Below are 22,939 nucleotides of genomic sequence, written 5' to 3'. Positions count from 1 at the left end.
CTCCAGCGATTCAGGCCGCACGGGCTTCGTGCGTGCGAAGGGACGGCATGGATTCGGCGACGAGGAAGGCCAACTGAAGGGCCTGGTCCGCGTTGAGGCGCGGATCGCAGTGGGTGTGGTAGCGGCTGGAGAGGTCGTCTTCCGTCACGGGCTGGGGGCCGCCCAGGCATTCGGTGACGTTCTGCCCGGTCATCTCCAGGTGCAGGCCCCCCGGGTGGACGCCTTCCGCGGCGGCGGCGTCCATGAATCCACACACCTCCGTGAGGATGCGGTCGAAGGAGCGCGTCTTGTAGCCATTGCCGGCCCTGTGGGTGTTGCCGTGCATCGGGTCGATGGTCCAGATGACGGGGCGCCCGTCCCGGCGCGTGGCGGCCATGAGCCGGGGCAGCCGTTCCGCGACCCGGTCCGCGCCAAACCGCCCGATGAGGGTGATGCGGCCCGGGATGCCCTGGGGATTGAGGAGGTCCATCAGCCGGAGCACTTCGTCGGGCTCCATGGTGGGGCCACACTTGATGCCAATGGGGTTCTGGATGCCGCGCATGAACTCCACGTGGCCGCCGTCGAGCTGGCGGGTGCGCTCGCCAACCCACAGCATGTGCGCGGACGCGGCGTACCAGCCGCTGCCGTCGGGCTCGGCGCGTGTCATGGCCTCCTCCATGTTGAGGAGCAGCGCTTCGTGGCTGGTGAAGAAGTCAATGGCATTGGAGCTGCTGCGAGGCTCCGGGTTGACCCCCAGCGCCCGCATGAACGACAGGGATTCGAGGATGCGGTCCGCCAGCAAGCGGTTGATGCCGCCCTGGGGCCAGCGCTGGGGGTCGGCGAGCTCCTCGTAGCCGCGCTGGGCGAAGGCTCGCAGCAGGTTCAGCGTGGCGGAGGACTGGTGATAGGCCTTGAGCAGCCGGCGCGGGTCTGGCGTTCGCGCCTGGGCGTCGAACTCCATGCCGTTGATGATGTCTCCGCGGTAGCTGGGCAAGGTGACGCCGCCCAGCGTCTCCATGGGGCTGGAGCGCGGCTTGGCGAACTGCCCGGCGATGCGGCCCACCTTCACCACCGGCCGGTTGCCGGCGAAGGTCAGCACCATGGCCATCTGCAACAGCAGCCGGTAGGTGTCCCGGATGTTGTCGGTGGTGAACTCCTTGAAGCTCTCCGCGCAGTCGCCCCCTTGCAGCAGGATGGCCTTGCCTTCGGCGACCTTGGCGAGCCTGGCGGTGAGCCGGCGCGTCTCGTCCGCGAAGACGAGCGGAGGCAGGCGGGACAGCTCGGCCTCGGTCTGGGCCAGGGCCCGCGCGTCCGGATAGTCCTCCGGCATGTACTTGACGGGCTTGTGCCGCCAGGAGTCAGGCGTCCAGGTGGGGTTCGTCACGGGAGTGCCGTTTCGGTTGGAAGGCGGGTTGCGGGCACGGGCGGCAGCAGGCCCCGCGCAATGCAGTAGTCGAGGTATCGGTACAGCAGCGCACGGTCCGCGGGCGGGCAGGTGATGCCCGTTCCCTCGAGCGCTTGACGGACCCGCTCACAGCGGATGGGGCCCAGGCCAAACGCGGGCACGTTCGTTCCCGAGCGCAGGTCGAAGAAGGCGAGCGTGGATTGGTTCTCCCCGGTACCGGCGCGCTCGGCCACGCGGTTGCGCCACTCACCCACGGGGCAGTACTCCACGGGGTAGCCGTAGTCACGGACCCACGCGAACAGCTCACGGAGCTTCACCTCGGGCGTGGGACACAGGTTGAACACCGTGGGCGGGCGGGCGTCGCGCGCCATGCGGACGATGGCTCCCGCCACGTAGTCCACGGGCGTCCACACCTCGGCGACGTCGAGCTGGGGCAGCGCGCCCACGGGGATTCCCGCCAGCAGGATGCGCCACACCAGGTCCTGTGGGTTGACGATGGCGCTGTCGGGCGCCCCCACCACGCGGCCCAGTCGGTACACGGCCACGGGGAGGCCGCGCGCTCCGGCTTGTTCGACGAGCCGCTCGGCGATCCACTTGCTCTGCTGGTAGCCGTCGCGCAGGCCCGGGTGCGCGGGCACGAAGGCCTCCGGCACGTCGGGGCTGAGGTCCGTCTGCGGCGCCACGGCGAGGGTGGAGACGTAATGGAATGGCTTGGCGCGGACCGCGGCGGCCAGGCGCAGCAGCTCGCGGGTGCCGCGCACGTTCACGGCCTGGAGGCTGCCGTATTCGCGCACCACGCTGACCACGGCGGCGTTGTGGATGACGGTGTCACACTCCGAGGCCAGCCCGTGGAAGCGCGCCTGGCTCAGGCCCAGCCAGGGCTGGGTGAGGTCCGAGGGCAGCGCCACTACGCGTTCCGTCAGGTGTTTGGGGGAGAGCTGTTGGGACGCCAGCGCGGCCTGGATGCGCTCCAGGGCGTGCGCCTCGTCGCGAGCGCGGATCAGGCACACCACGCGCGCGTCCGTCTGGCGCAGGAGCTGGTGGAGCAGGTGCGCCCCGACGAAGCCGGTGGCTCCGGTGAGGACGACCTGACGCAGCCGCGGGGGCTCGGCGGACTCCACCGTGAGCTTGGGGACGACGTCCTCGGACAGCACGGCGTCAGCGAGCATGCTCTCGGTGAGGCCCCCGGCGTCGGAGGCGCCGTTGGTGCCTTGCTCCAGCGCCTGGGCCAGTCCGGCCGCCGTCGGGTAGCGGAAGACGGTGGCGACGGGAATCTCACGGCCCAGCTCGATGCCGAGCCGGTTGGCGACCTGGATGCTCTGGAGCGACTGGCCGCCCAGGTCGAAGAAGTCATCCTGCGCGGACGTCGTCGCCACGCCCAGCACCTCTTCCCAGACCTTCAGCACCACGCGCTCCAGGGCCGTGGTTTCCGCTGTCGTGGTCGCGGCCTCTTCGGTGGGCAGCAGGCGGCGCAGCTCGGCGCGGTCCAGCTTGCCGGTGCTGGTGCGTGGCAGCCGCTCCGTGAACACGAAGGTGCCGGGCACCATGGGGGCAGGCAGGCCGCCCAGCAGGTGCTGCCGCAGCTCCGCCACGGTGGGCGCGGGCTGCGTGGTGGCGACGTGCGCGCACAGCCGGCGCGAGCCGCTGGAGAGCACCTGTCCGACGACGGCTGCCTCGCGCACGCCCGGGTGGCCGAGCAGCGCGGTTTCGACCTCGGATGGGTCGATGCGGTGGCCGCTGATCTTGAACTCGTCGTCGACGCGGCCCACGAAGACAATCTGGCCGTCCTCGCGCAGCCGGGCCTTGTCACCCGTGCGGTAGGCGCGGGGGCTTCCCGGCAGGGCGTCGAGCGTGATGAAGCGCGTAGCCGTCAGCGCCTCGCGGCCCAGGTAGCCCCGGGCGAGCGCGCCGCCCAGCAGGTGGAGCTCGCCTTCCTCACCCGTGGGGAGGATGCGGCCCTGTGCGTCGGCAATCACCGCGCGCACGCCGGGCAGGGGGCGTCCGATGGGCACTGCTTCCCCGGCGGGCGTCACGTCGGGCCCGCCGCTGAGCGTGGCGACGGTGGCCACCACGGTGGCCTCGGTGGGGCCGTAGGTGTTGAGCAGCCGGACCTGGGGACCGGCGGAGGCCCGCCAGCGGGCGACGCGCTCGGGCAAGGCGGCCTCACCGCCGATGATGACGGTGCGCAGCGAGGGCGGCAGCCGGGCCGCGCCCGTGGACACGCTGTAGGCCAGCTCGTGCCAGAAGGCAGTGGGCAGGTCCAGCAGGGTGATGCCATGGGTGGCGCAGGCCTCGAGCAGCCGGGGCACCGACTGGAGCATCTCGTCCGTGCGCAGCACCAGCGTGGCGCCGGCGCACAGGGAGACGAAGATCTCCTCCACGCTGGCATCGAAGTGCAGCGGCGCGAACTGCAGCACCCGGTCTTCGGGCGTCACCTCGTAGCGGAACGTCGCGCCCGCCACGAAGTGGGCCAGGGCGTCGTGGTCAATCTGCACGCCGTTGGGCTGGCCGGTGGAGCCGGAGGTGTAGATGACGTACGCCAGCGGCGCGCCCGACTGGGTCGCCGTGGCCGGCAGCTCCGGGCCGGCGCGCCGGTGCACCGCGAGCTGCCCGGGTGCCTGCGGAGGCATGCCGGTCGTGAGGTCCTTCACGGCGCTGCTCACCGTCAGTCTCGGCGCGGCGTCATCCAGGATGGCCTTCGTCCGGGATTCGGGACCGAACGGGTCCACGGGGAGGTATCCCGCGCCGGAGAAGAGGACACCCAGCGTGGCCACGACGGCGTCGATGCTCCGGGGCAGTGAGACGGCCACCAACGTGTCGGGCCGCGCGCCGTCGGCCCGCAGCCGCTCCGCGAGCGCCTGGGCGGACTGGAGCAGCGCCGCGTAGGTGAGGCGGTGCTCGCCATGCTCCACGGCGATGGCATCCGGCCGCGCACGGGCCTGATCCTTGATGAGTTCCAGCACGGGCCGTTGCGGAATCGGCAGGGGCCCGCCATCCACGACGGAGGGCCGCGCGGGGGCAGGCGCCGCGCGCACGGGCTGCTCGGGCGAGGCCACCAGTGACTCCAACAACTGGAGGAAGCCGCGCTGGTGGGCGTCCAGGACCTCGGGGCTGTAGCAGGCGGGGTTCGCGTCGAAGTCCACGCGCAGCCCGCTGCCATCGGAGCGGGCGTACATGCCGATGGACAGGTCTTCGACGGGGCCCGCGGAGAGGTTGTGGGCGAAGGCCGGCATCCCCGCGAAGCGCAGGGCGTAGTCGAACGGCATGATGTTGACCACGGGGCCGAACAGCCGCCGCTGGCCGCCCACGCGCTTCAAGTCGCGGCGAAGCTGCTCGTAGCGGTAGCGCAGGTGCGGCCTCATGGCGCGGAGCTCCGCCGCCACGTCACGGGCCATGGCGAACAAGCCGGCGTCCGGACGCACCGGGACGCGCAGCGGCACGATGTTCATGGCCATGCACGGCACGCGGATGGCGGCCGAGCCCAGGCGGCTCATCACCGGCAGACCCAGCACGACTTCGGGCGCACCGGTGTGCTGGTGCAGCCAGGCCGCCGTCGCCGCGAGCACCAGGTCCGGCCACGTGAGCCCGGCCTGCTTCGCGGCGGCCTGCATCCGATCCAGGCCCGAGGGCGACAGGTGCCACGTCTGGCGCACGAACCGCGGCGTCATTGGCGCGGGCTCCGCGAGCGTCACGGGCGTAGGGCCATGGGTGAAGCGCTCCACCCAGAAGGCGCGGTCCGCGGCGTGCTGCGCGCCCCCCTGGTAGGCGGCGTCCTCATCGAGGACGGCGCGGAGCGAGCCGAACCCGTTCGTGGCGGGCTTGCCCGTCACCCGGGCCGTGTAGAGGTCCGCCACGCGGCGAGCCACCAACGAGAAGCCGAAGCCGTCCAGGGCGATGTGGTGGGCTCGCTGGAACCAGAAGTAACGGTCCGGCGCCGCCTTGAACAACGCCTCCGCGAACAGCGGGCCCTGGCCCAGGTCCACCGTGCGCGTCAGGTCCTCATGCATCCAGGCCTGGGCCACGGCCCAGGGGTCGGGCGCGTGGCTGATGTCGGCGACGTGCAGTTGCCAGGACGCGCGGGGCTGCACGAACTGCACGGGGCCGGAGGCGCCGGAGACGAAGCGCGCGTGGAGTGCCTCCGCCTCGTCGATGGCCTGACGCAAGGCGGACTCGAAGTGCTCCACGACGAGCGGCCCGCGGATCTCGATGCACTCGCCCGCGTTGTAGACGGCGCTCGTGAGGTCGATCTGCTGGCCGACCCAGATTCCATGCTGGGCCGCGGACAGCGGCCAACCTGCTTCGTGTGTTTCGCCCATCGCCAGGGACTCCCGTGTGTTCATGCGTCAGGGGCGCGAGGTGACTCGCGCACCGCGGAGCTACGCGGCGTTCCGGGAAGCGGGCGTGTTGCCCAGGGAGAGCAGCGTGAACCAGTCGGCGAGCGTCGGCCGTTCGGCCAGCTCCACGAAGGTGGTCTCCGCGCCAGCGGCCCGCCATTTCTCCACCAGCGTCATCAGCCGGATGGAGTCCATTCCGCGCTCGAGCAGGTTGTCGTCGTCACCCAGCGCCTCCGGCGACTCCTGGAGCAGCTCCGCCACTTCCGCGCGCACCTGCTCGCGGGTGAGTGTGCTGGACGTGGAGACGGGGCCCAGCGCGTCGAGCACCTGCTGCGTCGTGGTGGTGACGGCGCACAGCTGGGCCGCGTAGCTCAACGCGAGCTGGTGGTGCGCCAGGGAGAAGTCACCCAGCGCGTCGGCGATGAGGAAGGGTCGCACGTCGCTCATGAAGGCGTCGCTGGCCGTCTGCAGGCAGCCGATGTGCGCGTAGATACCGGAGATGAGGAGCTGATCGCGGCCCAGCTTCTTCATCTGGTCCATCAGGTCCGTCTTGCGGAACGCGCTGTAGCGCCACTTGGTGAGCTGGATGTCGCCTTCGGCCGGCGTCAGCGCGTCGATGATGCGCTTCTGGTCCGGTCCGCCGTTGATGCCGCCGCCCCAGAAGTCCAGCAGCAGGCCGCGCTGCTCGGGCGTCTGGCCACCCGGCTGGGCCGAGTACACGACGGGGATGCCCAGCGCCGTGCAGTGCTGCCGCAGTCGCTGGATGTTGGCGACCAGCTCCGTCACGGGCGACTGGCCCTGCGTGAAGGCCTCCACGAAGTAGCGCTGCATGTCGTGGATGAGCAGCACGGCGCGGCGCGGGTCCGGCGTCCAGGAGACCTTGTTCTTCGGCAGGTCGGCGGCGCCGGGCATGGGATAGGGAGCGATGGCGGGGAGCGCCATTGGGAGTTCCTTTCAGCGCGTCGCGCGCGAAACCGGAGTGGAGGAGGGGGCGCCGGCGAGCACGTCGCGCAGCGCCTTCTTGCTGACCTTGCCGACGCCCGTCTTGGGGAACGCCTCGACGAACTCGACCCGGTCGGGAATCTTGAAGGCGGCCAGGCCACGCTGGCGTAGGAAGGCCGTGAGGACCTTGGGCGCCGGCGGCGTGCCGCGCGCGATGACGAAGGCGCAGGTGCGCTCGCCGAGGAACGCGTCTGGAACAGCGACCACCGCGGCGTCGTGCACGTCGGGGTGGGCCAGCAGGTGGTTCTCCACCTCCTCGGCCGCGATCTTGTCGCCGCCCCGGTTGATCTGGTCCTTGGCGCGGCCCTCCACCACCAGGTAGCCCTGGGGCGTCACGCGGACCACGTCACCGGTGTGGTAGAAGCCGTCGCCGGTGAAGGCCTTCGCGTTGTGGGCCTCCGCCTTGTAGTAGCCGCGGATGGTGTACGGCCCGCGCGTCAGCAACTGGCCCGTCTCACCCGGCGCCACGTCTTCGCCGTCCTCGTCCACCACCCGGATCTCGTCGTCCGGGGAGATGGGCCGGCCCTGGGTGCTGACGATGACGTCCTCGGGGTCATCCAGGCGCGTGTAGTTGACCAGGCCCTCGGCCATGCCGAACACCTGCTGGAGCGTGCAGCCCAACGTGGGCTTTACCCGCATGGCCGCCTCGGTGCTGAGGCGCGCGCCACCGACCTGGAGCACCCGCAGACTGGCGAGCTGGTGCCGGCGCGTCTTGGCCGCGTCCATCCAGACCATGGCCAGCGGCGGCACCACCGCGGTGATGGTGACGCGCTCGCGCTCGATGAGCGGGAACACCGTGTCCGGGCTGGGGGTGGGCGCCAACACCGCGGTGCCGCCCGCGTAGAAGGTGCCCAGCACGCCCGGCGAGCTGAGCGGAAAGTTGTGCGCCGCGGGCAGCGCGCACAGGTACACGCTCGTCTCGTCGAGCTGGCAGATGTCCACGCTGCCGCGCAGGCTGTAGATGTAGTCGTCATGCGTGCGCGGGATGAGCTTGGGCACGCCCGTGCTTCCGCCGGAGAGCTGGAAGAAGGCCACGTCGCTGGGCGCGGGCCCCGGCGGCAGCGCCGTGGGCGCGGCGTACAGGCTGCCCAGCGCCGTGAAGGGGCCCGCGTCACCGGCGACGATGACGTGCTTCAGCGTCGGGCAGGTGCCGCGCACCTGCTCAGCCAGGGGGCGGTAGTCGAAGCCGGCCTGCTCGTCCGCGATGACGTAGGCCACCGCCTCCGTGAAGGCGCAGAAGTAGCCAATCTCCGAAGCGCGGTGCGCGGGGAGCGCGAACACCGGCAGCGCGCCCAGGCGGAAGAGGGCGAAGATGACCTCGAAGAACTCGGCCACGTTAGGCAGCTGCACCACCACCCGGTCCCGAGCCTGGATGCCCAGCGCATGGAAGCCTGCGGCCAACTGGCTGACGCGGGCGTCCAGGTCCGCGTAGGTGAGGCGGCGATCTCCAGCCACCAGCGCGGTCCGCTCGCCGTGACGCTGGGCGCGCTCGTGGAGGAGCTGGCCGAACGTCTCGCCGCGCCAGTAGCCAGCCTCGCGGTAGCGGGCGGCGTAGGCCTCCGGCCAGGTGGGGCAGCCAGGGAGGACGGGGGGCGTCATGACTGCACCCCGGCACCGTGGCCCAGGCCCATGGCGTGGAGCATGGTGCGGAACTTGGCCTCGGTCTCCGCCAGCTCGGACTCGGGCGAGGAGCCCACCACGATGCCCGCGCCCGCGAAGATGCGCAGGGTGCGCTCACTGGCCTCCGCGCAGCGGATGGTCACCGCCCACTGGCCATCCCCCGTGGCGTCGCACCAGCCCACCGTGCCGGTGTAGTAGCCGCGCTCGAACGGCTCGATGGAGCCAATCGCCTCGTGCGCCAGCCGCGTGGGGTAGCCGCACACCGCGGGCGTCGGGTGCATGGCCGCCGCCAGCGTCAGCGAGGAGATGGAGGGGTCGGCCAGCTCACCCGTGATGCGGCTGGACAGGTGCCACATGGTGGCGGTGTTCACGAGCGACGGACCGGCGGGCACGTTCAGCGTCTTGCAATACGGCCGCAGTGCCTCCGCGACGGCGTCGATGACCACCGCGTGCTCGTGCAGGTCCTTGGGCGACTTCAGCAGCGCGGCGGCTCGCTCCTGGTCCTCCAGCGGATCCGCGCTGCGGGCCGCGGAGCCGGCCAGGGGATTGGCGACCACCTGGAACCCGGAGCGGGACACGAGCAGCTCGGGGCTGGCGCCAATGAGCGTGCGAAGTCCCGCGCCGCGGGTCCCATCCTTCTGGGGGAGATCGGCGGCGAAGGTGTAGCCCGAAGGGTTGCGCTGCGCGAGGTTGCGCAGCAGCTGCCGCAGGTCGATGGGGGCGGTGGTGTTGAGGTGCAGCGAACGCGACAGCACCACCTTCTGGAGCGGCCCGCTCTGCATCAGCTTCAGCGCCTGCGCGACGCCGTTCAGGTACGCGGCGGGCTCCGGCACCGGTTGGACGGTGTAGCTGGCGCTGAATGGTCGCTGCACCGGGACGTCTGTGTTGAACACCAGCGGCCCGGCGCGCTGGAGCGTCAGCGGCACCACGAGCTGTGCAGGCACCGAGCCGTCGAAGGGCGCCGCGCCCACCGCCACGGGGATGTCGTGGTCTGCCTGGCGCGCGTCATTCAGCACCGCCGTCACGCGCTCGGGGAGCCGCGCCAGGGTATCCGCGCCGCCCTGGTGCGGCACGGTGGCGAAGGTGCCGCGCGCCAGCAGCGTGCGGCGCGGCGTGGCGAAGAAGAACGAAGAGCCAGCCTCGTAGCTCTCGAGCAACTGCGCGGCGAGTGTCTGCGGTCCCATGGGGTATTCCTGTTCCTTCGGCTCAGCGGGCGTCATGCAGAGGGCGCCACATGGCGGCGCCTCGGTGATAGGCTGTGAAGTGGATCCTAATAATCATTATCAACTTCTGGAGAGGCGTGGGCCTGAGCGGGCCGCGCGAGGGCGGGGTCAGGCGTCGAGTGTCGCGCCACCGTCGACGCGGAGGTCGTGCAGGGTGATGTGGCGTGCCGCGTCCGAGACGAGGAACCGCACCGCGTTGGCGATGTCCTCGGGCGCGGCGATGCGTTGCAGGGGGATGCCCAGGCGATAGGTCTCGGGTGATCCGGCAATCACCGCCTGCGCGCCGGAGTCATCCGCCCAGAGCGCGCGCTGCATGGCGGTGTCCGTGGAGCCGGGGGACACGACGTTGCAGCGGATGCCGTGTGGGGCCAGCTCCAGGCCCAGGCACTTGGTGAACATGCTGGAGGCGGCCTTGGAGGCGGCGTACGCGGCCATCTGCGTGCGGGGGACGGCGGCGGCGTTGGAGCCCACGGTGACGATGGCGCCGCTTCGCCGGGGCACCATGCGCCGGGCCACGGCGCGGGACACCTGAAACACGCCCAGCGTGTTGACGGAGAAGGTGAACGCCCAGTCCTCGTCGCTGTAGGACAGGATGGGGCCCGTGCGCAGGACGCCCGCCACGTTGGCCAGCACTTCGATGGGGCCCAGCTCCCGCTCGATGCGCTCCACCACGGCGTCGACAGCGGGGACATCACTCACGCTGGCCGGGTAGGCCACCGCCTGTTGATGTTTCTGCCGGAGCTCGGCCACGAGAGCGCTCAGGCCGTCCGCGTTGGTGTCGACCGCGGCGATGAGGGCTTCGCCCGCAAGCGCACGTGCCACTGCCGCGCCAATACCTTGTGCGGCACCTGTGACGAGTGCCACCCGGGTGGGTGTTCCCATGGCCCTGCGCCTCCTTCTGGATGCCTGCGCCGCTTGTGGGGTTGGTAAGTAGATAATGAGAATGATTTTCATTATCGAATATGCGCAGATATGTGCCACGCAGCGTCAGGGGTGTCAAGAAGGGAAGTAAGGGATTGCGGTTAACGCATATTGCAAGGGGGGCCACCGCGCGCGATGGCTCTTTGGGCTGCATTGGATGCGGACCGGGCTCGTGTCCGATGATGGGATTTCGCGTGCCACAGGCGAACGCGAACCTCGTCTCAGCCGTGTGTGCAGAGGCCCTGTCAGGCGCGACGTTTGATGGCGTTGGAGTTGCAGTGGAGTCTGGCCTTCATGTCCCAGCTTCTTCAGGACGTTCGATTGTCCCTGCGTCGCATGCGGCGCGAGGCCACATTCACGGTGGTCATCATCACCACGCTTGCGCTGGCCATTGGCGCCACCACCGCCGTCTTCAGCGCGGTGTACCAGGTGCTGCTCAGGCCGTTGCCGTACCGGGCACCGGAGCAGTTGGTGTCGCTGTACCAGTCGACGCCCCAGCGCGAGCGGCTGGGCGTGTCGTTGCAGTCACTCCACGCCTGGCGCGAGCGTGCGTTTGCGTTCCAGGGACTGGAGGGGCTGTCGATCCGCGACATCACCTTGGCGGGTGACGGCGAGTTGGAGCGGGTGCGCGCGGGGCGGGCGACAGCGGGCTTGTTCTCGCTCCTGGGCGTGCGGCCCTTGCTCGGACAGGACTTCCGCGCGGACACCGACGCCCACGGCCTGCTCCTCTCGCATGCGCTGTGGCAGCGGCGCTTCGGTGGCCGCCTGGACGTGGTGGGGCAGACGTTGATGGTGGATGACCAGCTCCACACGGTAGTGGGGGTATTGCCCGCGGGTTTCCGCTTCGCACCGGACGTGGAGGCGTGGAAGCCGTTGGTCCTGGCCGCGGATGAGTCGGCTGGAGGGGTGTGGCTGCGCGTGGTGGGACGCCTGCGCGAAGGCGTGTCCGCGGAGCAGGCTCGCACGGAGATGACGGCCCTGGGCGCCGCGCTGGTGCGCGAGCCGGGCTTCACGGAGGCGCCCGCTGGGGTGCGGCTGGTGCCCTTGCACGCGCAGGTGGTGGAGGGCTCCCAGGAGCGGCTGTGGCTCCTGGCCGGCGTCGTGGCGTTGGTGCTGCTGGTGGCCTGCGCCAACGTGGCCAACCTGTTGCTGGCGCGGGCTTCCGCGCGGGAGCGCGAGGTGTCGGTGCGCGCCGCCCTGGGCGCGGGCCGAGGGCGGCTGGTGCGGCAGTTCCTGGTGGAGAGCGGGATGTTGGCGCTCGTGGGCGGCGCCGCCGGACTGGTCCTGGCGATGTGGGGCATGGATCTGCTGCGCGCGCTCATGCCGCCTCAGTTCGTGGATGCCGAGGCGCTCCGCCTGCAGCCGCATGTCCTGGGCATCGCGCTGGTCCTCTCGGTGGTGACCAGCCTCCTCTTTGGCCTGGTCCCCGCGCTGCGGGTGTCGCGCGCGGATGCGCGGGGCGCGCTGGGCGGGCTGCGAGGCGGCGCAGGAGCCACGCGGGGCGAAGGCGGGCGCATGGCGCTGGTGGTCGCGCAGGTGGCCCTGGCACTGACTCCGTTGGTGGGAGCGGGCCTGATGCTTCGCACTGTCCATGCCTTGAGCGTGGTGCCGCTGGGCTTCAATCCCCAGGGTGTCACAGTGGTGGACCTCTCCCTTCCGTCGGCGAAGTACCGGGAGGAGGCCGTCCAACGGGCCCTCTTCTCCAGCATGTTGGAGCGGATACGCGCGCTTCCAGGCGTGACGTCCGCGGGCATGGCCAGCACGGTGCCCCTGTGGGGACGCAATGGCCTGGCGCCGGTGCTGCTGCCGGGTGAGGCGGCATCACAGGCGGACTCCCGGGAGTTGGTCCACTTCCGCACCACCAGCGACGGCTACTTCAACACCCTGGGCATCCCGCTGAAGGAAGGGCGCGCCATCGAAGCCTGGGATGGGCCGGGCACCGCGCCGGTGGTCGTGGTGAACGAGACGTTCGCCCGGCGCTACTTCCCCGGGCGGAGCGCGGTGGGGCAGCGCGTGCAACTGGTGCTCGACGGTGAGGCCTTCCGCGAGATCGTGGGCGTGGTGGGGGATGTCCAGCACAACAGCCTGGATGCGCCCCCGGTCAGCGAGGCCTTCGTCCCCATGGGACAGCTCTGGGGACTGCACATGCTGCTCACCGTGCGTGCCTCGCAGGACGCTGTCGCGCTGGCCCCGGTGCTGCGCGAGCAGCTTCGCGCCGTGGCCCCCGAGTTCCCGAGAGTCCCCGTGCGTTCCCTGGAATCGGTCGTGGACGCCAGCCTGGGCCACACGAAGGTGCTGGGGGCGCTGCTGGTGGCCCTGGCGGTGCTGGGGCTGGTGCTCGCGGGCGTGGGGCTCTACGGCGTGTTGTCCTATTCAGTCAATCAGCGGATGCGCGAGCTGGGCATCCGCATGGCATTGGGCGCGACCGGGCAATGTCTGGTGTGGCGCGTGGTGGGGCAGGGGCTTCGGATGGCCGTGGCTGGCGTCCTCCTGGGGCTTGTCGGCGCCGCCGTGTTCGCGCGCAGCCTGTCCAGTGTGCTGTATGGCGTGAGCACGTTCGACGTCGTCACCTTCGCGGCCGTGCCCGCGCTGCTGGCCGCAGTGGCATTGCTGGCCAGCTGGCTGCCCGCGCGCCGCGTCACCCGCGTGCCGCTGCACGAGGTGCTGCGCTCGGACGACTGAGGAAGTCTCCGGGATGTTCGCTGTGCGGCACGGGCGCGCCTGCCTCAGTCGTACTTGAGCGCGATGATGGGGTCCACGCGCGAGGCGCGCAGCGCGGGCACCCAGGTGGCCACCAGTCCCACGCCCAGCAGCACCAGCGGCGCGGCGGCGAAGGACAGCGGGTCCAGGGCGCTGACGCCGTGGACGAAGCCGGACACCACCCGCGTCAGCGCCAGCGCACCCGCGCACCCCAGCACCACCCCGCCCGCCACCGAGCCCAGGCCCTGTCGGAGCACCAGCCTCACCACATCGCCTCGTGTTGCGCCGAGCGCCAGCCGCACGCCCAACTCCCGCGTCCGCTGGCTCACCAGATAGGACAACACGCCGTAGATGCCCACCGCGGCCAGCGCGAGCGCCAGCGCCGCCATCATCCCCAGCAACATCATGTTGAAGCGCTCGGAGCCGATCGAGCGCGCGACGTGGTCCTCCAGCTTCAGCGTCTCCATCACCGGTTGCTGCGCGTCCACCGCCCACACCTCGCGCTGGACGGCCGTTACGACGTCCGCGTGGCCGCCCCTGGCGCGCACCAGCAGGTTCTGCGGAATCATCCGCACGACCATCGACGCGACGCCCTGCGACATCTGTCCCGGCGGGAGGTACAGCAGCGGGGGAGGATCGTCATTCAGGCCGTCCTCGCGCACGTCCCGCACCACGCCCACCACGACGCGGGGCACCACGTCCCGGAGGGACGGCACCGAATGCGCCACCCGGATGCGCTGGCCGAGGGGGTCCTCGCCCGGCCAGAACCTGCGCGCCGCCGTCTCGTTGATGACCACCACCGGCTCCGAGCCCGCCACGTCGTTCTCCGCCAGCAGCCGCCCGCGGATGAGGCCGATGCGCATCACACCGAAGTAGTCCGGCGTCACCGGGCGGTACTGCCCCCAGCCCGCGCCGGGGCCGTTGTCATCCCCCGTGTACTTGCCCTCGATGGAGAACGACATGCTGGGGCCCCTGTCCATGGGGAGCGACGTCGCGAACCCGACCGCCTCCACGCCAGGCAACGCCCGCACGCGCTCCACCACCTGCGTCTCGAAGCGCTCCAATGCCTGCAACGTGCCGTAACGCCCCTCCGGGAGCGACAGCCGCAGCACGTGGACACCGTGCGGGTCGAAGCCCGGCTGCACGCGCTGGAGCGCGGAGAACCCGCGGATGAGCAGCGCCGCGCCCACCAACAACATCACCGCCAACGCCACCTGACCCACCACCAGGAACGCGCGCGTGCGCCCGCCCCCCGGGCCCAGGGTCGCCCGCTGGCTGCCCTCTCGGAGCGCCATCTGGAGGTCCGTGCGCGACGCTTGCCACGCGGGCAACAGCCCGAACAACAGGCCCGTGAGGAGCGACGCGGCCAGCGTGAAGCCCAACACCGTGCCATCGATGCCCACCTGCGCGCCCGCGAGCCCTCCGTCCCCGGGCAGCAGCGCCGAGGTGTCCGGCGCCAGCGACAACAACCCGGGCAACACCGCCACCGCCAACAGCACCCCGAGCCCTCCGCCGGCCACGGAGAGCAAGAGGCTCTCCGTGAGCATCTGCCGCGCGAGCCACCCCGGCGCCGCGCCCAACGCCGCGCGGACTACCAGTTCGCGGTTGCGCGCCGCCGCCCGCGCGAGCTGGAGGTTCGCCAGGTTGACACATGCGATGAGCAACACCAGGCTCACCGCGCCCATCAGCACCCAGAGCGCCAACCGCGTGTCGCCCGCGAGGAACGCACGCAGGTCCACCGGGGCGAACTCCTGGCCCTCATCAAGCAGGGCCGGGTTCTCCGCGCGCACGCGTCCCCCCAATGTCTCCAGCGCCGCCGCCGCGCCGTCGGTCGAGACGCCCGGGCGCAGCCTGCCGGTGACGAAGAGGAAGTGGGAGTTGGTCCGGTCCGTGAGGTCGAGCTGGAGCGGCGTCCACAGGTGCACGCCCGTGGGGTACGCGAACGACGCGGGCGCCACGCCCACCACCGTATAGGACTCGTCGTTGAGCACGATGGAGCGGCCCACCACGTCCGGCGCGCCGCCGAAGCGCCGCCGCCACAGGCTCTCGCTGAGGACGACCACGCGAGGCCCGCCCACCACGTCCTCCTCCGGCAGGAAGCCGCGTCCCAGCCTCGGCCTCACGCCGAAGGTCTCGAAGAAGCCCTCCGTCACGCGCATGCCCGGCAATCGCTCCGGGATGCCGTCGCCCACGGCGCTGAAGCCCGAAGGCAGCACCTCGTAGGCCGTGACGCGCGAGAAGGGCGACCCCTCCGCGGACATCCACACGTACCCGGCGATGGACTGCGACGCCGACCGCCCGTGGTCCTTGGTGACTCGAACCACCTGCATCAGCCGGTCTGGCTCCGGGTACGGCAGAGGCCGCAGCAGCACCCCGTTCACCACGCTGAAGATGGCCGTGTTCGCCCCGATGGCCAGGGCCAGCGTCAGGAGACAGACCAGCGTGAACCCACGGTTCTTCAGCAAGAGCCGGAGAGAGAAGCGGACATCCTCGATAAGGGCGGACACGGGGGGACCTCGGGGGCGTGTGTTCGCCCTACGGTGCACGATGAGGGCCATTGCACTGGCTGCTGGCCAAGCGGCGGACCAGCAACTTACGCAGGCCCGGCACCCAGAGGCCATGCCCGTCCATAGGCTTCATTTTGGAAAGCTGCCCACGCGCGCCCCCTCCGGTTGGCGTGGGAGCTCTCACCCAGACATCCCCAGGGACGCCGGAGCGGGCAAGGACTCTCTCGAGGATGATGGGGGCGGGGGGCTGATGCACGGGGAGAGGCCATGGTCCAGAGGCTCAGCGAGGCGGTGCCCATCGAGCGCTGCGAGGTTCTTGCGTACGAGGTCCCAACGGACGCGCAGGAGGCGGACGGCACCATCGAGTGGGACAGCACGACGCTCGTGGTGGTGGAGCTGACGGCGGGAGGCACGCGCGGGCTCGGCTACACGTACGCGGACGCGTCGGCGGCGAGCCTCATCCGCCGCTCGCTCACCCGAGCGCTTGAGGGACACGACGTGATGGACGTGCCGGCGCGGATGCGCTCATTCCTGAGGCAGGTTCGCAACAAGGGGAGACCGGGGCTGGTGGCCATGGCGCTCTCCGCGGTGGACGTGGCGTTGTGGGACACGAAGGCGCGCTTGCTGGATGTGCCGCTGGTGCGGTTGCTGGGCGCCGCGAGGGATGCGGCACCTGTCTACGGCAGCGGAGGCTTTACCTCGTATTCCATCGAGCGGCTCCAGGCGCAGCTCGCCGGCTGGGTGGAGCAGGGGATTCCACGGGTGAAGATGAAGGTGGGCAGCCACCCCGAGGAGGACCCAACCCGGGTGGAGGCCGCGCGGCGCGCCATCGGGCCACGCGCGGAGCTCTTCGTGGATGGCAACGGCGCATACGCGGTGCCGCAGGCCCTCTCGCTCGCGGAGCGCTTCGCGGCGCACGGCGTCTCCTGGTTCGAGGAGCCCGTCTCCAGTGATGACCTGGAGGGGCTCCACCGCCTGCGTGCTCGCGTCCCCGCCGGCATGGCCGTGGCGGCGGGCGAGTATGGAGACGGCGGCCTCTACTTCCGGCGCATGCTGGAGGCGGGCGCGGTGGATGTTCTCCAGGCGGACGCGACGCGCTGCCTGGGCATCAGCGGGTTTCTTCAGACAGACGCGCTGTGCGACGCGTTCGATGTGCCTCTCTCTGCCCACTGCGCCCCCGCGCTCCATGCCCACGTGGCGTGCGCGGCGCGGCGGTTGGTGCACATCGAGTACTTTCACGACCACGTACGTTTGGAGCGGATGCTCTTCGACGGCGTGGCTTCGGTCAGGCATGGGGCGCTCGCGCCGGACCTGTCGCGTCCGGGCCTGGGGCTGGAGTTGAAGCGGGCGGATGCGGCCCGCTACGAGGTGGGCGCCCCATCCTGAGGCACGTCATGCCGGGCGTGCTGCTCGGCGCGCTCTATCCGCTGTAGGCACGGCTCAGTCGGCGCCGTGGTGCCGGACGGGCGCGGGCGGTACTCAGCCGCCGCAACCCAAGGAGCAGCAGGCCCCCCAGCACCGCCGCGGTGCGTGGGCGCCGAAGTGGTGGCCGCCCCAGCCCCTGCGTCACCCAGCCGCGCTCGGGGAAGTCGCCCGAGGGGCCCGTGCTCCCGTACGCCTTGGCCATCTGCACCACCTGAGCGATGTGCAGCGCCCGGCGGTTCGTGTTCTGCGCAATCTGCTCCCGGCAACTGAAGCCGTCGGCGATGACGAGCGCGTCCCGGGGCGTGGCGCGCACCTTGGGCAGCAGCACGCGCTCGCCCACCTGCTGGGAGACCGTGTACTTCTCTCCGGCCTCGAAGCCGAACGAGCCCGCCATGCCGCAGCAGCCCGTCTCCGGGATTTCGTAATCCAGCCCCAGCTTGTCGAGCACGGCCTTTTCGTCCGTCATCTGGAAGAGAGACTTGTGATGGCAGTGGCCGTGCACCACCGCCTTCTTCGCCATGTGGGGCAGGGGCACGTCCTTCGCGTACCGGGCGAGGAATTCGCTGAACAGGAACGTCTGACGGCGGAGCTGTGCGGCGAGCTCCCAATCCGGGAAGAGGTTTCGCAGCTCATCTCGAAAGACGGACACGCAGCTCGGCTCCAGCCCCACCAGCGGCACGCCCGCTTCAATCTCCCGGCGGAGGCTCTCCAGCGTGCGCCGCAGCATCCACTTCGCCGTCGTCAGCATGCCGAAGTCGTAGAGCGGCCGGCCGCAGCACAGGAACCCCTGGGGAACCACCACCTCGAAGCCCGCGTCTTCCAGCACGTCCAGCGCAGCGGCCGCCGTCTCCGGAAAGAAGTGGTTGTTGAAGGTGTCCGGCCACAGCATCACCCGCTGGTGGCCCTTCGGGTTCGACACCGGCCGGCGCGCCACCCATCGCTGGAAGGATTCGGGCGCGAAGCGCGGCATCTCCCGCTGCGTCGACATGCCGGCCAGCCTCTGGAGCAGCATGCGGGTCGGTGGGAAACCGGTGAGGACATTCACCAGTCGAGGGGCCCGCATGGCTGCGCGGGCCCAGAGCATGATGAGGCCCATGGCGTAGGCGGGCCGCGGGCGCAGGTGCCCCTGGTAGTAGTGCGACAGGAACTCCGCCTTGTACGTGGCCAGGTCCACCTGCACCGGGCAGTCGCCCTTGCAGCCCTTGCACGCCAGGCACAGCTCCAGTGACTCCTTCACCTTGTCATCGCGCCAGCCATTCTTGATGACCTCGCCCTGGAGCATCTCGAAGAGCAGGTGCGCGCGGCCGCGCGTGGTGTGCTTCTCCTCCTTCGTCACCATGTAGCTGGGGCACATGGTGCCGCCGTCGTCCCGTCGGCACTCGCCCACGCCCACGCAGCGCTCGGTGGCCCGGTACAGCAGGCCGTCGTCGTCCGGGTACTTGAAGTGCGTCCGCGGCTTCCAGGTGCGCGCCCGGAAGTCCTGGCCCAGGCGCAACTCCTGGTCGATGGGGTTCGGGTCCACCACCTTGCCAGGGTTCATCTTCCCCCGCGGATCCCAGATGCTCTTGAACTCGCGGAAGGCCTGCACCAGCTCCGGGCCAAACATGCGCGGGAGGAACTCGGCGCGTGATTGGCCATCGCCGTGCTCACCGGACATCGAGCCCCCCAGGGACACGCAGAGGTCCACCGCTTCCTCGATGAAGGCGCGGTACTGCTGGATGCCGCTGGCTGAGGTGAGGTCGAAGTCGATGCGCGTATGGACGCACGCCTGGCCGAAGTGGCCATAGAGCGAAGCGTCATACCCGTACTTGTCGTACAGCTTGCGCAGGGCGCGCAGGTAGGCCCCCAGCTTCGCTGGAGGCACCGCCGAGTCCTCCCATCCGGGACAGGTGTCTGGCTTGCCTGGCACACGCGCGGTGGCGCCCAGGCCCGCCTCGCGAACCTTCCACGCGTGCTCGATGTGTGCCCTGTCCGAATACAGCCGCATGTCCACGGGAGCGCCGCGGCCCTTGCGCAGCGAATCCATCATCGCGCGCGCCCGCTCGAGTGCCTCCTCCCGCGTGTCGCCGCCGAGCTCGAGCATGAGGTAGCCCTGGCCCTGTGGGAGGATGTCGAGGAACTCGGCGTGCGAGCTCATGGGATGGAGGGACTCCATCTGGCTGGTGCGGCCCTTCAGGACGACGTTGTGGATGAGTTCGTCATCCAGTCCCTCCAGCGCGAGCGGGTGGAAGCGCTCGGCGAGCTCATGGGCGTGGTCTCCGGCGATGTAGATGTCCGGATAGCCGAGCATCACCACCACCCGGTGCGGCGGGCTGGGCACGAGCTTCAACGTCGCCTCCAGGATGGTGACGCACGTGCCCTCGGTGCCCACCAGGGCGCGCGCCACGTCGAAGCCGTGCTCGGGAAGAAGCGCGTCGAGGTTGTAGCCGGAGATGCGCCTCGGAATCGGCGGGTAGCGGCGGCGAATCTCCTCCGCGTACCGGTCTCTCAGCTCGCGCAGCTTGCGGTAGATGTCCCCGCGCCGGCCGCCGGCCCGGATGAGGGCTTCCAGCTCCGCGTCGCTGGTGGGACCCACCTTCAGGCGCAGGCCGTCGTGCGTGAGCACGTCCAGCGCCCGCACGTTGTGCGAGACGGGGCCGGCCATCTGGGCATGAGCGCCGCACGAGTTGTTGCCCAGCATGCCGCCGAGGGTGCAGTGGTTGTGCGTGGCTGGGTCCGGGCCAAAGGTGAGGTGGTACTGCTCGGCCGTGTCGCGCAGGTGGTCCAGGATGGTGCCGGGCTGAACACGGGCCGTCTTCGTGCCTGGATCCACCTCCAGCACCCGGCCCAGGTACTTCGTCCAGTCGATGACGACGGCCACGTTGCAGCACTGGCCGGCGAGGCTCGTGCCTCCGCCGCGCGACAGCAAGGGGGCGTCGTATTCGCGGCAGGCACGCACGGTGGCGAGGACGTCGTCGAGGCTGCGGGGGATGACGACGCCCATGGGGACCTGCCGGTAGTTGGAGGCGTCCGTGGCGTAGAGCGCACGGCTCCCATTGTCGAAGCGGACCTCGCCCTCCACGGAGCGGCGCAGCGCTGCCTCCAGCCCTTGGACGTCCACTGCGACGTCACCGCCCTGTGGACCTGGGAGCGGCTGGGCAGCAGGTCGCTTGCGCGAGAGCCGCGAGAGGGTGCGTTGGATGGCGTCCGTAGAGCGCATGGGGGTTCCTCTCCCGTTCGGGTGCGTGCCCATGGCATGGGCACGCAGAGAACCTGCGCACCGCGCGCGCGGCGCGGACATGCCGTGGCGGCGCGGCGCACGCCTTCCCGCCTCGTCTGGTACGGCTGGGACGAGGGCCCCCGGGCGGGACTGCCCGGTGCTGCTTCCCCGCGTCTCCCGGGGATGCCCAGCTTCGGGAGGCCCCCGGCCCCGAGGAGTTTCCATGAGCGCAGCGTCGCCGATTATCTGAATGACCGCCTGACCCAGTGGGGCATCCGCCGGCTCATCACCTTCGAGCAGGTCCGGCGCTTCGCGGCCCGACGCGAATGCACCGCGTCGGGCCCAGGAGGATGACGCGCCTTGGGAGGCGCGAGTGACTCAGTTGTAGGTGGCGGTGTAGGTGCCGGCCAGCGCGCCGTCGATGAAGGCGAAGTCCACGCCCTTGATGGTGCGCGTCACCGTGGTCACGGCGGAGCCCGCGCGGGTGACGGACAGCAGCGTGCGGCCCGTCGTGGTGCGTGTGGGCACCATGAGGGACAGGTTACGCGCGGGGCTCGTGAGGTTGAAGGTGAGCACCGTGCCGGTGAAGGCCACGGTGGACACCTGGGTGGCTTCACGGGCATCGAGCCACTCCAGCAGCTGCTTCGCGGTGATGACCGGCACGCCGTCACGCCTGGCGGACGCGATGATGGCGGCCGAGCCGGAGGATCCGGCCGACGGCTGCGAGTCGACGTGCATGTTGGCGTTGAAGGCGCCGTAGTAGCCCTTGGGGCCCAGCGCGTTGCCCAGCAGCGTGTCGATGTGCAGCGGGTAGGACTGGCCGGACTCGTCCGTCATCTGTGTGGCGAGCTGATAGACATCCAGCGGCGTGCCGTCCAGGTCCGCGAAGCGCATGGCCAGGCCGGAGCCGGTGAACATGCCCGGGCGGTCCTGCACCCAGTAGTCAGGCCAGTAGTAGTAGTTGGTGTCCAGGCGGATGCCGTGCTGGCGCGACACCTTGGGCTGGGTGGACCAGTCACTGAACGCGATGCAGTGCGTGCGGTTGGTGACGGGCGCGGGGACGGCGGGGAAGGCGGACGCGAAGCTGGCGAGCTGCGGGGTGAAGAAGTTCGGGCCCAGCGTGTTGGCCGTGTAGTCCGCGCAGCCGGTGTTGATGTGCAGGGCGTACTCGAAGCCCTGGGCCACGTAGGTGTTGGCCTGGGTGGCGCTCAGTCCGCCCACGTAGTCGTAGACGGTGCCTCGGATGCACTCCCAGTCGTCCACGCTGCACCCGGTGGGGCTGTCCGCGAGGTACTGGTTCCAGCGCTGGGGGGTGGCGCCACCCGGGTGTCCGTCGCCCGTCATCACCACGACGGCCTTCCTGGCGTTGGGGAAGTACCAGAGGCGCGGCAGCGGCGTGGTGCTCGTCTGGTGGAGTACGTTGGCGAGCAGGCGCTGCTGCTCGTCCGCCTGGGGAATCTGGACCTTGGCCAGGTTCACCCAGTCCGGCTGCGGGTCGAAGGACGCGTTGCCGTAGAACATGTCGTTGGCGCGCGCGCCCGGGCCAATGGAGGAGCCGTCCCGGTTCTGTCCCTGCCAGGCCGGGTTGCCCTGCCGCGTGTAGATGACGGACTTCGCCAGGTCATACATGAAGGCGGTGGCGGTGCCGCTGCCCACGGTGCGCTGGCTGACGGCGGTGAACGCCGTCGCGGTGGTGGCGTCCGAGTAGAGCGTGGCGACGGTGCGTGTGCCCGTGGCGACGGTGCGCTTGTCCGCGAGCCCGTGGTACTGCATCGTCTCCGCGGTGATGCCCGTGCCTGGGGCCTGGGTGTCGTTGACCAGGATGTAGCCATTGGCCTGCGTGCCCTGAGAGGCATTGAGCCCGAGCAGGGACTGGAGGTTCGCCGCGGGCCGCAGGGCGATGAGGCTGCCGCCGGCGGTGACCCAGTCGGTGATGAGCGTCACCTGGGCCGCGCTCAGCGTCTGCTCGCCGAGCACCAGCACCTTGTAGTCATCGAGGGAGACGGAGACACCCAGGTTGCCGGCATCGGTGGTGGCGAAGGCGGCGATGCCCTCGGCCTCCAGGATTTCGCGCAGGTAGTCGGTGAAGGGGTTGCCGGGAGCGGTGGCCACCAGCACGGGGCCCGCGCCGTGGACGCCCGGACGGGGCGGCGGTCCGTAGGGCTCGAAGACGACGTCCACCCAGTAGTTGGAGTTCTGGTGGCTGCCGTTGGGGAACGTGGACGCGGACGCGTAGGCGAAGACGCCGTTGCCGCCCGAGGTGGTGGCGCCGGGCAGGGCGTGCAGCGGAGGGGCATCCACTCCGGTGGCCAGGCCGTTGCTGTCGAACGAGTAGCCGCCGAGCGGCGCGAAGTACGACGCCACGTAGGTGGTGCCGGCGGTGATGGCGACGGGCGAGGAGAACGTCACCTCCTGCCAGCCGACGGCCGTCTCGTTGGTGAAGGTAGCGGAGGCGAGCGGCTGGCCCGTGGCGCTCCACAGATTGCCCACGTGGCTGCCGTTGTTGCCGCTGCCTTTGTAGAAGCGCACGCCCGTCACCCGTCCGTCCACGTCCGAGCGGAACTGCACGCCCACTTCGATGGCGGCGGTGTCAGGGGTGGTGGCGGTGCCGGGCGTGGCGGTGG

11 protein-coding genes are annotated in these 22,939 nt (G+C 70.5%); 2 read left to right on the top strand and 9 right to left on the bottom strand.

Features of this window, described 5'->3' with window-relative positions:
- Window positions 1-10: 10 nt before the first annotated feature.
- The 6 genes from HNV26_RS05050 to HNV26_RS05025 all read right to left on the bottom strand — a co-directional run bounded on the left by HNV26_RS05050 (window position 11) and on the right by HNV26_RS05025 (window position 10,445).
- Complete coding sequence (locus HNV26_RS05050; RefSeq protein WP_171439473.1) at window positions 11-1,363, bottom strand: class II 3-deoxy-7-phosphoheptulonate synthase; 1,353 nt, start codon at window positions 1,361-1,363, stop codon at window positions 11-13.
- Window positions 1,360-5,700 carry a myxochelin non-ribosomal peptide synthetase MxcG gene (gene mxcG / locus HNV26_RS05045; RefSeq protein WP_171439485.1) on the bottom strand — a complete coding sequence of 1,447 codons (4,341 nt, stop codon included), beginning with the start codon at window positions 5,698-5,700 and terminating at the stop codon, window positions 1,360-1,362. Before mxcG ends, HNV26_RS05050 begins: the two co-directional genes overlap by 4 nt.
- Before the next feature lie 60 nt (window positions 5,701-5,760).
- On the bottom strand, window positions 5,761-6,660 hold the full coding sequence (locus HNV26_RS05040; protein ID WP_171439474.1) for an isochorismatase family protein: 900 nt from the start codon (window positions 6,658-6,660) through the stop codon (window positions 5,761-5,763).
- 12 nt (window positions 6,661-6,672) lie between these two features.
- Entirely contained in the window at window positions 6,673-8,319 is a 1,647-nt protein-coding gene (locus tag HNV26_RS05035) for a (2,3-dihydroxybenzoyl)adenylate synthase (protein WP_171439475.1), read from the bottom strand.
- Window positions 8,316-9,560 (bottom strand): isochorismate synthase DhbC, encoded by a 1,245-nt coding sequence (gene dhbC, locus HNV26_RS05030; protein WP_171439476.1) that lies wholly within the window; start codon window positions 9,558-9,560, stop codon window positions 8,316-8,318. Before dhbC ends, HNV26_RS05035 begins: the two co-directional genes overlap by 4 nt.
- Before the next feature lie 111 nt (window positions 9,561-9,671).
- A complete protein-coding gene (locus tag HNV26_RS05025) occupies window positions 9,672-10,445 on the bottom strand; it encodes a 2,3-dihydro-2,3-dihydroxybenzoate dehydrogenase (protein WP_171439477.1) in 774 nt (257 codons plus the stop codon).
- 333 nt (window positions 10,446-10,778) lie between these two features.
- Between HNV26_RS05025 and HNV26_RS05020 the strand changes: the two genes are divergently transcribed.
- Window positions 10,779-13,166 (top strand): ABC transporter permease, encoded by a 2,388-nt coding sequence (locus tag HNV26_RS05020; RefSeq protein ID WP_253816244.1) that lies wholly within the window; start codon window positions 10,779-10,781, stop codon window positions 13,164-13,166.
- A 44-nt stretch (window positions 13,167-13,210) separates the two neighbouring features.
- Here the strand turns inward: HNV26_RS05020 and HNV26_RS05015 are convergent, their stop codons facing one another.
- Entirely contained in the window at window positions 13,211-15,691 is a 2,481-nt protein-coding gene (locus HNV26_RS05015; protein ID WP_171439479.1) for an ABC transporter permease, read from the bottom strand.
- 267 nt (window positions 15,692-15,958) lie between these two features.
- Here HNV26_RS05015 and HNV26_RS05010 point away from each other — a divergent pair, with 267 nt between their 5' ends.
- Entirely contained in the window at window positions 15,959-17,077 is a 1,119-nt protein-coding gene (locus HNV26_RS05010; protein WP_171439480.1) for an enolase C-terminal domain-like protein, read from the top strand.
- 34 nt (window positions 17,078-17,111) lie between these two features.
- Here HNV26_RS05010 and HNV26_RS05005 read toward each other — a convergent pair whose 3' ends face one another.
- Window positions 17,112-20,315, bottom strand: a complete 3,204-nt coding sequence (locus HNV26_RS05005) for an FAD-binding and (Fe-S)-binding domain-containing protein (protein ID WP_171439481.1) — start codon at window positions 20,313-20,315, stop codon at window positions 17,112-17,114.
- 378 nt (window positions 20,316-20,693) lie between these two features.
- A partial coding sequence (locus HNV26_RS05000) for a DUF4082 domain-containing protein (protein WP_171452768.1) occupies window positions 20,694-22,939 on the bottom strand: 2,246 nt, incomplete at its 5' end.

The organism is Myxococcus xanthus (assembly GCF_013116825.1).
Classification (GTDB): domain Bacteria; phylum Myxococcota; class Myxococcia; order Myxococcales; family Myxococcaceae; genus Myxococcus; species Myxococcus xanthus_B.
Note: the sequence above shows the minus strand (reverse complement) of the source record. Positions and strands in the feature narration are given on the sequence as shown.

What these genes read in the sequence shown, in the direction of transcription:
- mxcG (WP_171439485.1), bottom strand. Translation starts at nt 5,700, where the DNA reads ATGGGCGAAACACACGAAGCAGGTTGGCCGCTGTCCGCGGCCCAGCAT.
- HNV26_RS05040 (WP_171439474.1), bottom strand. Translation starts at nt 6,660, where the DNA reads ATGGCGCTCCCCGCCATCGCTCCCTATCCCATGCCCGGCGCCGCCGAC.
- HNV26_RS05035 (WP_171439475.1), bottom strand. Translation starts at nt 8,319, where the DNA reads ATGACGCCCCCCGTCCTCCCTGGCTGCCCCACCTGGCCGGAGGCCTAC.
- dhbC (WP_171439476.1), bottom strand. Translation starts at nt 9,560, where the DNA reads ATGACGCCCGCTGAGCCGAAGGAACAGGAATACCCCATGGGACCGCAG.
- HNV26_RS05025 (WP_171439477.1), bottom strand. Translation starts at nt 10,445, where the DNA reads ATGGGAACACCCACCCGGGTGGCACTCGTCACAGGTGCCGCACAAGGT.
- HNV26_RS05020 (WP_253816244.1), top strand. Translation starts at nt 10,779, where the DNA reads ATGTCCCAGCTTCTTCAGGACGTTCGATTGTCCCTGCGTCGCATGCGG.
- HNV26_RS05010 (WP_171439480.1), top strand. Translation starts at nt 15,959, where the DNA reads ATGGTCCAGAGGCTCAGCGAGGCGGTGCCCATCGAGCGCTGCGAGGTT.
- HNV26_RS05005 (WP_171439481.1), bottom strand. Translation starts at nt 20,315, where the DNA reads ATGCGCTCTACGGACGCCATCCAACGCACCCTCTCGCGGCTCTCGCGC.